This is a genomic window from uncultured Flavonifractor sp. (assembly GCF_944383115.1).
In the GTDB taxonomy this organism is placed as follows: Bacteria; Bacillota; Clostridia; order Oscillospirales; family Oscillospiraceae; genus Flavonifractor.
Window position 1 is genome coordinate 1 of record NZ_CALWOJ010000067.1, and the last position, 12,330, is coordinate 12,330.

Here is a 12,330-nt window from a genome sequence, read left to right on the forward strand (position 1 = left end):
GCAATGGAAAAGGACCGGGCGTTGAAGGCGGAGGCATTTTACGACGCGGCGCCCGATGAGCAGGTGCTGGCGACTGCAGAAACAGATCTCCGGCAGCTTATGGGTATGGCTGAGTAATATGAGGAGGAAGAAGATGTGAGCAAGTACACCATTTGCATCGACCCCGGCCACTGGCCCGGCAGCGTCAACTGCGCCCCGGACAAGTCGTACTGGGAGTATGAGTTTACCTGGGATCTGTACACCCGCCTGCGGCCCCTGCTGGAGAAACAGGGATTTACCGTTGTCGGGACTAGAACCCAGCAGGAAAACCCGTCTCAAACGGCCAGGGCCACCGTATCCAACAAGGCGGGAGCTGACCTGTTTCTCTCCATTCACTCCAACGCCGTCAGCGGCGGATGGCAGCCTCCCCGCGGCTTTACCGCATTTACCTCCAGCGGCCCGGAGACTGCTGAACGCAACCAGGCGGCCACGGCTATCCTCGGTGCAGTCAAAGACGCCGGCGTTATCCTGTTCGGCACCGGGAAGCCGTACTACAGAGGGTACACCGTCCTGACCGCAACCACCGCCCCCGCTGTCCTGCTGGAGTGCGGCTTCCACACCAACCGTGAGGATGTTGCGCTTTTGAAAGATCACGCTTACCGCGATAAGCTGGCCGCAGCCATTGCCCGCGGCATCATGGACTATTTCGGAATGGAGAATCAGCAGCCGGAGAGCGGAAACCCGGATCAGGCGGACTCGTGGGCGAAAGAGGCGTGGGCCAAAGCGGCTGCCACCGGCATCTTCGACGGCACTCGGCCCAGTGACCCGCTGACCAGACAGGAGGCCGCTGTGGTCCTGGACAGGCTTGGGCTGCTGCCGGAGAAAGGAGAGTAACATGGAGTACATCAATGGACTTAAAGCTGCTGTGGCCGCCCTGTGCGCTGCCCTTACCGCCCTGTGGGGCTGGTTCGGATGGGTGGTGGTAGCCTGGATCGTGTGCATGATCATCGACTACGCTACTGGCTCCGCCGCCGCTCTGCGGGCAGGAGAGTGGTCCAGCAAGAGCGCCCGGGACGGTATCTGGCACAAGCTGGGCAGTGTGGTGGCTGTCATTGTGGCGGCTATCCTGGATACGGTTATTGGACACCTGCTGGGCAATGTGCCCGGGGTGGAGCTGCCCTTTACTTACACTGTGCTGCTTTGCCCCCTGGTAGTGATCTGGTACATCCTCACCGAGGCCGGATCCATCATTGAGAACGCCGGCGCTCTGGGAGCGCCTATCCCGACTTGGCTAACCAAAATGATAGAGACTCTGGAGTCCAAGGTGGACCAGACGGGGGACGGCATCTCCACTAGAGACGAATAGTGTAAGAAATCCCTCCGGGTTTCCGGAGGGATTTTTTATTGTATAATATATAATTGAAGACGCTATATCTTCCTCCTTGCAGGAATCGTAGATCTTTTTCGTGTGTATGCATACGGCCTCCCGGATGCAGGCCGCATCCTGGACCGGACCGGGCATCATCTTGTCGGGCATTGCAATACCTCCTAGCAGATATTGGAAGGGTATTTCCTTCCGCTCCATTCTATGTGCGCCCCGTAGTTTGGTGCGGACAAAAGCCCCCGTCGGCAAAACTGCCGGCGGGGGCTGGATAGTTATAGGTGCTTTCTGCGGAGCAGATCGGTCAGGACCAGAATGGAACAACAGGTAAGGAAAATCACGCCGATCAAAATGGCGCAGTTACAAAAGAATTCTTCCGGCATAACTTGTATGATCTGGTCGGTAGTGGGGTCAAAGATCCAGTTGTCCTTGCCGGGAAAGAAGATGGCATGGAATATCACAAACGCCCGGTCAAAATCCAATGCAGCAAGGCCGGCAACAATGAGTACGCAGCCGCCGGCAATGGTTCCGGCCCAGAAGCCGGGACCATGACCCAGAAGGGGACGGAAAACCCATTTCTTCCACAGCCGCAGCACAAGCAAGAAGCCGCACAGGACGGCGCTTATCCCCAGCGCCCAGAAATCCAGAATAAACAGCTCCCGTACATCGGCAAAATGACTGCGGCCTGATTCCGACCAGGCCAGCTGTCCGGTGCCGAAAGGTTCGCCCAGAACACAAAAATCCAACACATCGTCGTAGGCCTCGCGAATGATTTCTTCCGACCAGCCGGTGCGCTCTGGCAGTTCCAGGGCATTGATTTGGAAATAATAGAAGGGACGAAACAGGATGGGAACGGCGATGGAAAAACTGAGCGCAAGTACCGCCAACACGGCGGAAAAGAATACGGTGACCGCCTTGGGTAGCCGCATGGGATCACTTCCTTTTGACAGACAGAGAGATCAAAATCTGGGAGGGCAGATAGAACAGCCACATCCCCACCCGGGCAAACTCCACCAGAGGACCGCCTGCCGCCGGGAACCAGGCGGACAGGTTTTGCAGCCCCACGCAGAGATCGCACCCCAGAAAGAGAAACAGCCCCAGGGAAAAGCCCCGGAAGGGGGCGCCCAGGCTGAGACTTTCCAGCGCATTGCAGACAAGCTGAGAGAAATAGAAGAGAGAGAGGGCAGTCAAGCCGTCCAGCACGCCCAGCCGCCAGGCTATTATCAGGGCGGCGACAGCCAGCACCCCCCGCAGGGCCAGCCGCAGAGGCAGTTTTTCCGGCCGCAGTTTGGCCATGCGGGTCAGATAGAGCAGCTGCACCACACAGAAACAGGCCACCCCCGTCAGGTAGTGACGATTCAGCACCAACAGAAACAGGTCGGCAAGCAGTGTGAAGCCCAGGGCCGCCCGCATCAGCGCACCGTCTTTGCCGCGGCCTGCGGTCATGACGTAGAGAAAGCATAGGAAAATGGAGCTATACTTGAGAACAATATCCCATCCAGAGCCGGGTCTGACCAGATCCAGTGTGAGGAAGGCGGCGTAGAGACAAAGCTCCGCCACCAGGAAGATGCGCCGCCCCATCATTTTTTAAACCGATCCAGCAGCTTCTGTTCCCAGCGGTCGCCATATTTCATGCATACCAGGAACAGAGCCAATCCTGCCGCTCCGATAAGAGCCATAGCCCAGTATGGGATATCCAATACCGATCCGCCCACCAAGCAGGATACCAGCAGGCCCCAGGGACGAGCCGCCAGAACCAGAATACAGAATCGCTTCAGGGGAATATCGGTGAGGCCGGCCAGGATACACAGCAGGTCGTCGGGGAAGAAGGGGAAGAGAAAGGCCAGAAAGAGAAATACATCCCGTTTGCGACGGATAATATCCAGGTACTTTTCCGATACCTTCTGGCTGACCAGCCGATCCACAAACCGCTGCCCCAGAGCCCGGGCAAGCCAGAAGACCAGTACAGAACCGGCAGCCACTGCCGCCCAGGTGAGCAGGAAGGCGGGCCAGGTACCAAACAGCAATGCGCCGGCCAGAGCGGTGACATTACTGGGAATGGGCGCCACCACAACGCTTAGCAACTGAATCACAAAATAGAATAGGTGAGAAAAAGGGGCGAAGCGGGCAATATAAGCCCGCATTTCCTCCAGAGAGCCTAAAGAGGAGAAAAAGCCGGTCTTCCAGAGCAAGAACCCGCTGCCGCACAACAAAACAACAGCAAACAGCAGGGCTGGGAGCCATTTGGGGGAATTTTTCAATGCGTGTCGCCTCGGCTTTCTGTGTTCTGTTCTATAGGCTACCATATCCTGCGATAAACTGCCATAACATTTTGATTAAATTTTCCGCAAAAGCAAAAATCCACACCCGAAGGTGTGGCTCTTGTCCCTTGGTACAGAAGGGTTACCGCTGGCTGGAAACAACCTGCTCGTTGCCGTCGAAAATCAGTTCGTCCACGTCGTTGCCATTAAAGTTGCGATACATGATATTGTTTCACCTCCCTGTCTGTTATTTGATCTGGGTTTAGTATACGCGTAAGTTTGGTAAAGAACAAGAGAAGGGAAGTAAAGGTTATATAAAGTTTACGGCGGTATCCGGCCAAAAAAGCCGGAGAGGACCAGAAGGCCCTCTCCGGCACAGAACCGCGGCTACATCCGCGTTTTTCGTAGCAGAAACGTGATTGCAAACCACAGGGCCAGGTACAACGTGATAGAGGCTCCTGCGGAAGAACTCAGTTCATAGGAGGTCATCAGCCCGGCAATTCCGGCTATGATTGCAGCCACAATGGAGATCAGATGAAACTGGCGCATATTTCGGGCCAGATTGCGGGCGGCGGCGGCAGGAAGGACCAGCAGGGAATTGATGACCAGCAGACCTACCCAGGTCATGGACACGGTGACCACCACCGCAATGGCTATGGAGAATACAGCTTCCTGCCAGAATACCTTGATTCCCCGGCTGTCTGCCAGGGCGGGATGGATGGAAGAGAGCATCAGTCCATTAAAAGAACACAGCCACAATACCACCACCACCAACAGGATAACCGCCAGCAGACCGATCTTGGCCGGTTCCACGCTGAGAATATCGCCGATGAGCAGACTGTTGAATTTGGTAAAGCTGCCGCTGTCAAAGGTGGCGATAAAGATGCCCAAAGCCACGGCGGTGGAGGAGAACACCCCGATCACCGTGTCGCTGGCCATATTGGACCTGCGCTGGACGTAGGTGAAGAGCAGGGCAAAAGCGGCGGCCAGCAGTACGGCGGCCCACATAGGGTCAGCCAGACCGCAGAGCGTGCCGATGGCAATGCCGGTAAAAGCGGAGTGGCCCAATGCGTCGGAGAAAAAGCTCATCCGGTTGGTGACCACCATGGTGGACAACAGGCCGAACAGGGGGGAGATCACCAGCACCGCCAGCAGGGCATTTTTCATAAAGTACATGGTGCCGGGGGCCGCCCACTCAAAGGGGAGCAGTTCCACCAGAGAATACCACAGTTCCATCAGCTGCGCCCTCCTTTCCCTAGCGCCAGATGAAAGACCGCCTGGAATTCGGGGGAGGAGAGGACCTCGTCCGGCGGCCCCACCAGAAGCACCTGGTTTTTCAGCAGGATCACCTTGTCGGCATATTGATCCAAGGTGGCAAAATCATGGGTGGACAGCAGAATGGACAGGTCAAACCGGGTGCGGATTTCGTCCAGCATATCCAGCAGCTGTTTTTCACCGTCAATATCCACACCGGAAAGCGGCTCGTCCAAAATCAGAATGTGAGGCAGTGGTTCAAGAGCCAGAGCCAGCAGCACTCGTTGAAGTTCGCCCCCGGACAGGGCACCCATCCGTCGGTCCAGCAACCCCTCGCCGTGAACACGGGCCAGACACTGAGCCACCCGTTCCCTTAGCTTTTTGGGGGAGGGCAGGAAGACAGGCCAGTTGGAAATGGCGGCGGAAAAGAAGTCGAACACGCTCACTGGGTCCCCGCGGTCAAAGCTGGGAGACTGAGGGACATAGCCGATGAGAGGGCGGGTCTTGTCGCCGCCCGCACGTTGAAACTCGATGACTCCGGTATGGGGAATCTGGCCCAGAATGGTACGGAAAAGGGAACTTTTACCTGCGCCGTTGGGACCGATAAGGGCCACGATCTCCCCGCAGTGGAGATGGAAGGATACATCGTGGAGAACCTCTTCGTTGCCGAAGTTGACGCCCAGATCGGCTACTTTCAGACAGCAGGAGCCGGCACAGCCCGGCCCGGACTGGCCATGTTTGTGTACGCTCATCCAAACGCCTCCACAATGGTATCCATATTTTTTTCCATAGCGTCAATATAGGGCTGGATGCCGGTGCCGTCGCCGCTCATGATCATATCCAGCTGATAGACTGCAACCCCGGTTTCCCGGGCAATTGCCTGGGCGGTGGAGTCAGAACCGTTGGCCTCGGTGAAGATAGCTGGGATATTGTATTCCTCAATGAGAGCCACGATCTCTTTGATTTCGGCGGCGGAAGCCTCCGAGCCTTCTTCCTCCTCAATGGCCTTCAACAGGTTGAGGCCGGTGGCCTGCGCAAAATATTGAAATCCATTGTGGAACGTGATGAGAGGCTTGCCGGCCAGAACGGCCAGCTTGTCCGGATCGTATCCCATGGCGTCAATGGCGTTGTCAAAGTTGCGATCGTAGTCCTCCTCGCGCTCAGGGTTCAGCACGCAGAGACCCTCCTCGATATTTTTCAGCATGAGGGCAGCATTCTCGTAACTCATCCAGATATGGGGGTCGTATTCAGCGTCGTGGCCGTGGTCCTCATGGCCCTGGGCGGGCAGCAGGTTCACCCCCTCCGAACAGTCGATGACCTGGGCGTGGGAGGCGGACAGGGCGTCGTCCATAAAGTCCTCCAGTCCGGCCCCGTTCATCACGATGACGTCGGCCCCCTCAATGGCTTTCATGTCTCCAACAGTGAGGGTGTAGTCGTGGAGACAGGAGGTCTGCTGATTCACCAGCAGGCTTACCTCCACCCCGTCCACCCCGTCGGTTACTGCGGTAGTAAAGAGATAGACCGGATAAGTGGTTGCTACAATATGAAGCGTGTCGTCGTCTGTCGGCTGAGGGGCGGCAGACTGGCCGCAGGCGGAGAGCAGCAGGCCAAGGGCGCACAGGGGCGCAAGCAGCTTTTTCATATGGTTCCCCTTACAGTTGAGTTGTTTTATCATAACATCTTATTATATCGCTTTTTTTCGCCTGTGTAAAACAAAATCTTTTGGCGGTATACTGGATAAAGTGACAAAACAATGTTAGAATTACGCTGTTATTCATATGGCTTTCGGGGCATCAGAAAGGAAAAGGAGCAACGTGGATGGATTACTACGCGTTTTATACTGGACAATGCTTTGACGCTTATCGCTATTTGGGTGCCCATCGGTCGGGGGAGGAGTGGGTATTCCGAACCTTTGCTCCGTCGGCGGCGGGGGTGGTTTTGCTCCATGGCGGACGGGAATTACCTATGGTGCGGGTACATGACGGAAATTTTTATGAGGTGCGGGCGGACGGTGTGACGCCGGGAGACTGTTACCAATACCGCGTCTATCGGCGGGATGGAGGGTATGTTGATCACTGTGATCCCTACGGGATTGGTATGGAGCTGCGTCCTGGAAGCCGTTCGGTGGTACGGGATCTGAGGGAATATACCTTTCAGGATGCCCCATGGATGGCATCCCGCAATGACCGACTGGAAGAACCGCTGAACATTTACGAGCTGCACCTGGGTTCCTGGAGGCGGAAGGAAGACGGCGGTTGGTACCGTTATGACGAGTTGGCCCAGCCCCTCATTGATTATATAAAAGAGTGCGGCTACAACTATGTGGAGTTTTTGCCACTGTGTGAACACCCCTGTGATGAGAGCTGGGGGTACCAGATCACCGGCTTTTATGCCCCCACCAGCCGGTATGGTACCGCCAGAGAGCTGATGATGCTCATTGATCGGCTCCACCAGGCCGGGATCGGGGTCATTTTGGACTTTGTACCCGCCCATTTCGCGGTGGACGACTACGGCCTGGCCAGATATGACGGTACCGCCCTCTACGAATACCCCCACCGGGATGTGGAGGTCAGCGAGTGGGGGAGCCACAACTTCATGCACTCCCGGGGAGAGGTGCGATCCTTCCTCCAGTCCTGCGCCCGGTACTGGCTGGAGGAGTTCCACTTTGACGGCCTGCGGATGGATGCCATCAGCCGGATCCTCTACTGGCAGGGGGATGAGGCCCGTGGAGTCAACGGGGACGGAGTGGCCTTTCTGCGGACCATGAACCAGGGGTTGAAGCAGCTGTGCCCCGGCTGCATCCTGGCGGCGGAGGACTCCACCAACTTCCCCAAGGTCACCGCTCCGGCCGAGCAGGGGGGGCTGGGGTTCGACTACAAGTGGGACATGGGGTGGATGCACGACACCCTGTCCTATTTCCAGATGCCGCCGGGGGAGCGGACCAGGCAAGCTCATCAGCTGACCTTCTCCATGCACTACTTCCCGCAGGAGCGGTATCTGCTCCCCCTGTCCCACGACGAGGTGGTCCATGGTAAGGCCACCATTTTGCAGAAGATGTATGGAGATTATGACGGGAAATTTCCCCAGGCCAGGGCGCTTTATCTTTACATGATGGTCCATCCCGGAAAAAAGCTCAACTTTATGGGCAATGAATTGGGCCACTTCAGAGAATGGGACGAGAGACGTGAGCAGGATTGGCTGCTGCGGGAGTTTCCCATTCACGACGCTTTTTATCACTACATAGCCGAACTGAACCGGATTTATCTGACCCATCCGGCGCTTTACAGGCTGGATTACCACCCGGACGGCTTTACCTGGATGGATCGCAGCCGGGAAAAAGCGTGTCTTTTTATCCTCCAGCGGCAGTGCGCTGAGGAACGGCTGGTGATCCTGTTCAATCTGGGTGATCAGGCCCGACAGTATCAGCTGCCGGCACCCACTGGGGTAGAGCTGCTCCTGCATACCGACTGGCAGCGATTTGGCGGTCATACGCCGGAAAAACAACCTTACACACCTGTCGGGGGGATGCTGACAGTTTGCCTGCCTCCTTATTCCGGCATGCTTTTTTGCATGAAATAGCTATAATATTCAAATAAAAATGAATATTATACAACATAACCAAATAACGACCCAATTATGGCCATAAAAATACGCATATTTATTCGATTTGACGCTTGCATTTTTTCATGGGCTGTGGTACACTGTGTCCAACATAAACAAACGGAGGTTTTTACCATGGCTGACATTAAAAAAGTAGTACTCGCCTATTCCGGCGGTCTGGATACATCCATCATCATCCCTTGGCTGAAGGAAAACTACAACAACCCCGAGATCATTGCCGTGGCCGGCGACGTGGGCCAGAACGACGAACTGGAGGGCCTGGAGGAGAAGGCCATCAAGACCGGCGCCTCCAAGCTGTATGTCATGGATCTGGTGGATGAGATGGTGGACGACGTCATCATCCCCTCCATGCAGATGGGCGCCAAGTATGAGGACTATCTGCTGGGTACCGCCTTTGCCCGTCCCGTCATTGCCAAGGGCCTGGTGGACATTGCCAAGAAGGAGGGGGCCGACGCCATCGCCCACGGCTGCACCGGCAAGGGCAACGACCAGATCCGCTTCGAGCTGGCCATCAAGCGTTTCGCCCCTGAGATGAAGATCATTGCCCCCTGGCGTGAGTGGGATATCAAGAGCCGGAACGAGGAGATCGACTACGCCGAGGCCCACAACGTGCCTCTGAAGATCAACCGTGAGACCAGCTACTCCAAGGACAAGAACCTGTGGCACCTGTCCCACGAGGGACTGGACCTGGAGGACCCCGCCAGCGAGCCTCAGTACGACAAGCCCGGCTTCCTGGAGATGGGCGTGTCTCCCGCCATGGCGCCCGACGCCCCCACCTATGTGACCATCGACTTTGAGAAGGGCTGGCCCGTGGCCGTGGACGGCGAGAAGATGAAGGCCTCCGACATCATCCGCAAGCTGAACAAGCTGGGCGGCGACAACGGCATTGGCCTCTTGGACATCGTGGAGAACCGGATGACCGGCATGAAGGATCGGGGCGTGTACGAGACCCCCGGCGGCGCCATCCTGTACCGGGCCCACGAGGTGCTGGAGATGATCACCATCGACAAGGATACCGCCCACATGAAGAGCAAGCTGGCGGTGGACTTCGCCGACCTGGTGTACAACGGCAAGTGGTTTACCCCCCTGCGGGAGGCTCTCACCGCTTTTGCCACCGAGACCCAGAAGCACGTTACCGGCCAGGTGAAGCTGAAGCTGTACAAGGGCAACATCATCACCTCCGGCGTCACCTCTCCCGAGACCCTTTACTCTGAGGACATCGTCACCTTCCAGGAGAGCGACTACAACCAGAACGACGCCACCGGCTTCATCAACCTGTGGGGCCTGCCGGATACCGTCCTCGCGCTCCGCGACCAGGGCAAGCTGAACAAGTAATTTCAGAAAATTCACTGCGGGCGGCCGCAGGCCGTTCCTACCATTACCGTAGGGGCGACCTGTGGTCGCCCGCAATCCAGATAGGGAGCGATCTATTATGAAATTATGGGCCGGACGGTTCCAGAAAGAGACCGACACACTGGTCAACGACTTCAATTCTTCCATTACCTTTGACGCCCGGATGTACAAGGAGGATATCGCTGGCTCCATTGCCCACGCCGCCATGCTGGGCAAGCAGGGCATCATTGAGGAGCATGAGGCGGAAAAGATCATCGAGGGGCTGAAGGTCATTCTGGCGGACATCGACGCCGGACAGGTGGAGTTCTCCCTGGAGAACGAGGACATCCACATGAACATCGAGACCATGCTCACCCAGCGCATCGGGGACACCGGCAAGCGGCTGCACACCGGCCGGTCCCGCAACGACCAGGTGGCAGTGGATTTCCGGCTGTATGTCAAGCAGGAGATCCCAAAGATCATTGACATGGTGCTGGACCTGGAGCAGGTGCTGGTGAAGAAGGCGGAGGCCAACCTGGAGACCGTCATGCCGGGTTATACCCATCTGCAGCGGGCTCAGCCCACCACCTTTGCCCACTACATGATGGCCTACGCCAATATGCTCCGCCGGGACGTGACCCGGCTGGAGGATTGCCTGGAGCGGATGGACGAGTGCCCCCTGGGCGCCGGCGCCCTGGCTACCTCCACCTATCCGGTGGACCGGTTCCAGACCGCCGCCGCCCTGGGCTTCCAGAAGCCCACCGACAACTCCATGGATTCCGTGTCTGACCGTGACTTTGCCATCGAGTTTTTGTCCGCCTGCTCCATCATGATGATGCACCTGTCCCGGTTCTCCGAGGAGATCATCCTGTGGTGTTCCTGGGAGTTCAAGTATGTGGAGCTGGACGACGCCTACTCCACCGGCTCCTCCATCATGCCTCAGAAGAAGAATCCCGATGTGGCCGAGCTGGTACGGGGCAAGACCGGCCGGGTGTACGGCTCCCTTATCACCCTGCTCACTGTCATGAAAGGTTTGCCTCTGGCCTACAACAAGGACATGCAGGAGGACAAGGAGCCGGTGTTTGACGCCATCGACACCGTGGAGATGTGTCTGCCTGTCTTTACCGCCATGCTGGACACCCTTACCGTCCTGCCCAAGAACATGAGAAACGCGGCCTCCGGCGGCTTTATCAACGCCACCGACTGCGCCGACTACCTGACCAAGAAGGGGATGCCCTTCCGGGAGGCCTATATGATCGTGGGCCGGCTGGTCAACCTGTGCATCAAGGCCGGCGAGACTTTGGATACCCTGCCTTTGAAGGACTTCCGCTCCATCTCCAACCTGTTTGACGCCGATGTGTATCAGGCGTTGGAGTTGAAAACCTGCGTCAATGGGCGTAAAGTATATGGAGGCCCGGCGGCGGAGAGCGTCAAGGTGCAGATCGCCAATATCAAGGCCTTTTTGGAGGAGCGGAAGCATGAGTAAGCCCAAGGTATTCATCGACGGTCAGGAGGGTACCACCGGTCTCCAGATCCACCAGCGGTTGGCGGACCGGGACGACATCGAACTGCTGACGATCGATCCTGACAAGCGGAAAGACTTGACAGAAAGAAAGCGCCTTATCAACGAGGCGGATCTGGTTTTTCTCTGCCTGCCCGACGCCGCGGCGGTGGAGGCAATGGGCCTCATTGAGAATTCCCGCACCCGGATTATCGACGCATCTACCGCCCACCGCACCGCTCCCGGCTGGGTGTATGGATTCCCGGAACTGTACAAAAATCCCCGTGAAATCATTGGGAACGCCCGGTTTGTGGCCAATCCCGGCTGCCATGCCACCGGTTTTCTGGCCTCGGCGGCTCCGCTGGTCTCCATGCGTATCCTCCCCAAGGACTACCCCATGACCTGCTTTTCCCTTACCGGATACTCCGGCGGCGGCAAGAAGATGATCGCTCAGTATGAGGAAGAGGAGAAAGGGGAAGAACTTTACAGCCCGAGAGTATACGGAACCACCCTCCGGCACAAGCACCTGCCAGAAATGCAGAAGATTTCCGGCCTGGATACCCCGCCGGTGTTTACCCCTGTGGTGGACGACTACTACAAGGGTATGGCCACCACCATCTTCCTCCACAACCGCTACCTGGTGGGCCAGCCCACCGCCAAGGAGCTGAGCCTGATCCTGATGGCCTACTATGCCGGCCAGCCCCTGGTGACGGTGGCCCCCTATTCTGAGGAGCCGGCCTATCTGGCGGCCAATACCCTGGCGGGCACCGACAAGCTGGAACTCACCGTCAGCGGCCATGAGGGACAGTCCATCGTTACAGCCCGGTTCGACAACCTGGGCAAAGGCGCTTCGGGCGCAGCGGTGCAGAATATGAACCTGATGCTGGGCTTTGAACAGACTTGCGGCCTGGCGCTGTAAGGAAAGAGGAGTGAACGATATGAAACAGATCCCCGGCGGCGTGACCGCCCCCAAGGGTTTTACCGCGTCCGGCGTCCACTGC

12 protein-coding genes are annotated in these 12,330 nt (G+C 57.2%); 6 read left to right on the forward strand and 6 right to left on the reverse strand.

Going from position 1 to position 12,330, the window contains the following annotated elements; genetic code table 11:
- Nucleotides 1–135 precede the first annotated feature (135 nt).
- Entirely contained in the window at nt 136–873 is a 738-nt protein-coding gene (locus Q0K43_RS07920; RefSeq protein ID WP_297290013.1) for an N-acetylmuramoyl-L-alanine amidase family protein, read from the forward strand.
- Nucleotide 874: 1 nt separating this feature from the next.
- Nucleotides 875–1,345, forward strand: a complete 471-nt coding sequence (locus Q0K43_RS07925) for a phage holin family protein (protein ID WP_297290014.1) — start codon at nt 875–877, stop codon at nt 1,343–1,345.
- 290 nt (nt 1,346–1,635) lie between these two features.
- On the opposite strand, the gene Q0K43_RS07930 is transcribed toward Q0K43_RS07925, so the two are convergent.
- The 6 genes from Q0K43_RS07930 to Q0K43_RS07955 form a co-directional block, all read right to left on the reverse strand.
- Nucleotides 1,636–2,289, reverse strand: coding sequence for a TIGR01906 family membrane protein (locus Q0K43_RS07930; RefSeq protein ID WP_297290015.1), 654 nt, complete (start codon nt 2,287–2,289; stop codon nt 1,636–1,638).
- 4 nt (nt 2,290–2,293) lie between these two features.
- The gene (locus Q0K43_RS07935; protein WP_297290016.1) at nt 2,294–2,944 is read right to left on the reverse strand and encodes a lysoplasmalogenase family protein; all 651 of its coding nucleotides are present in this window, start codon (nt 2,942–2,944) and stop codon (nt 2,294–2,296) included.
- The gene (locus Q0K43_RS07940) at nt 2,941–3,504 is read right to left on the reverse strand and encodes a TVP38/TMEM64 family protein (protein ID WP_297290017.1); all 564 of its coding nucleotides are present in this window, start codon (nt 3,502–3,504) and stop codon (nt 2,941–2,943) included. The genes Q0K43_RS07935 and Q0K43_RS07940 overlap by 4 nt, the downstream gene beginning before the upstream one ends.
- 504 nt (nt 3,505–4,008) lie before the next feature.
- Nucleotides 4,009–4,857, reverse strand: coding sequence for a metal ABC transporter permease (locus tag Q0K43_RS07945; protein WP_297290018.1), 849 nt, complete (start codon nt 4,855–4,857; stop codon nt 4,009–4,011).
- A complete protein-coding gene (locus Q0K43_RS07950; protein WP_297290019.1) occupies nt 4,857–5,627 on the reverse strand; it encodes a metal ABC transporter ATP-binding protein in 771 nt (256 codons plus the stop codon). The genes Q0K43_RS07945 and Q0K43_RS07950 overlap by 1 nt, the downstream gene beginning before the upstream one ends.
- Nucleotides 5,624–6,517 carry a metal ABC transporter substrate-binding protein gene (locus Q0K43_RS07955; RefSeq protein WP_297290020.1) on the reverse strand — a complete coding sequence of 298 codons (894 nt, stop codon included), beginning with the start codon at nt 6,515–6,517 and terminating at the stop codon, nt 5,624–5,626. Before Q0K43_RS07955 ends, Q0K43_RS07950 begins: the two co-directional genes overlap by 4 nt.
- Nucleotides 6,518–6,693: 176 nt before the next feature.
- Between Q0K43_RS07955 and glgB the strand changes: the two genes are divergently transcribed.
- The 4 genes from glgB (at nt 6,694) to argC (ending at nt 12,248) form a co-directional block, all read left to right on the forward strand.
- Nucleotides 6,694–8,454, forward strand: a complete 1,761-nt coding sequence (glgB, locus tag Q0K43_RS07960; protein WP_297290021.1) for a 1,4-alpha-glucan branching protein GlgB — start codon at nt 6,694–6,696, stop codon at nt 8,452–8,454.
- A gap of 156 nt (nt 8,455–8,610) precedes the next feature.
- Nucleotides 8,611–9,831, forward strand: a complete 1,221-nt coding sequence (locus Q0K43_RS07965) for an argininosuccinate synthase (protein WP_297290022.1) — start codon at nt 8,611–8,613, stop codon at nt 9,829–9,831.
- Nucleotides 9,832–9,928: 97 nt separating this feature from the next.
- Nucleotides 9,929–11,314: an argininosuccinate lyase gene (gene argH, locus Q0K43_RS07970; protein ID WP_297290023.1), complete on the forward strand. Its 1,386-nt coding sequence runs from the start codon at nt 9,929–9,931 to the stop codon at nt 11,312–11,314.
- Nucleotides 11,307–12,248: an N-acetyl-gamma-glutamyl-phosphate reductase gene (gene argC / locus Q0K43_RS07975; RefSeq protein WP_297290024.1), complete on the forward strand. Its 942-nt coding sequence runs from the start codon at nt 11,307–11,309 to the stop codon at nt 12,246–12,248. Before argH ends, argC begins: the two co-directional genes overlap by 8 nt.
- Nucleotides 12,249–12,330 lie beyond the last annotated feature (82 nt).

What these genes read in the sequence shown, in the direction of transcription:
- Q0K43_RS07950 (WP_297290019.1), bottom strand. Translation starts at nt 5,627, where the DNA reads ATGAGCGTACACAAACATGGCCAGTCCGGGCCGGGCTGTGCCGGCTCC.
- Q0K43_RS07930 (WP_297290015.1), bottom strand. Translation starts at nt 2,289, where the DNA reads ATGCGGCTACCCAAGGCGGTCACCGTATTCTTTTCCGCCGTGTTGGCG.
- Q0K43_RS07935 (WP_297290016.1), bottom strand. Translation starts at nt 2,944, where the DNA reads ATGATGGGGCGGCGCATCTTCCTGGTGGCGGAGCTTTGTCTCTACGCC.
- argC (WP_297290024.1), top strand. Translation starts at nt 11,307, where the DNA reads ATGAGTAAGCCCAAGGTATTCATCGACGGTCAGGAGGGTACCACCGGT.
- glgB (WP_297290021.1), top strand. Translation starts at nt 6,694, where the DNA reads ATGGATTACTACGCGTTTTATACTGGACAATGCTTTGACGCTTATCGC.
- Q0K43_RS07965 (WP_297290022.1), top strand. Translation starts at nt 8,611, where the DNA reads ATGGCTGACATTAAAAAAGTAGTACTCGCCTATTCCGGCGGTCTGGAT.
- Q0K43_RS07945 (WP_297290018.1), bottom strand. Translation starts at nt 4,857, where the DNA reads ATGGAACTGTGGTATTCTCTGGTGGAACTGCTCCCCTTTGAGTGGGCG.
- Q0K43_RS07955 (WP_297290020.1), bottom strand. Translation starts at nt 6,517, where the DNA reads ATGAAAAAGCTGCTTGCGCCCCTGTGCGCCCTTGGCCTGCTGCTCTCC.
- argH (WP_297290023.1), top strand. Translation starts at nt 9,929, where the DNA reads ATGAAATTATGGGCCGGACGGTTCCAGAAAGAGACCGACACACTGGTC.
- Q0K43_RS07940 (WP_297290017.1), bottom strand. Translation starts at nt 3,504, where the DNA reads ATGCGGGCTTATATTGCCCGCTTCGCCCCTTTTTCTCACCTATTCTAT.
- Q0K43_RS07925 (WP_297290014.1), top strand. Translation starts at nt 875, where the DNA reads ATGGAGTACATCAATGGACTTAAAGCTGCTGTGGCCGCCCTGTGCGCT.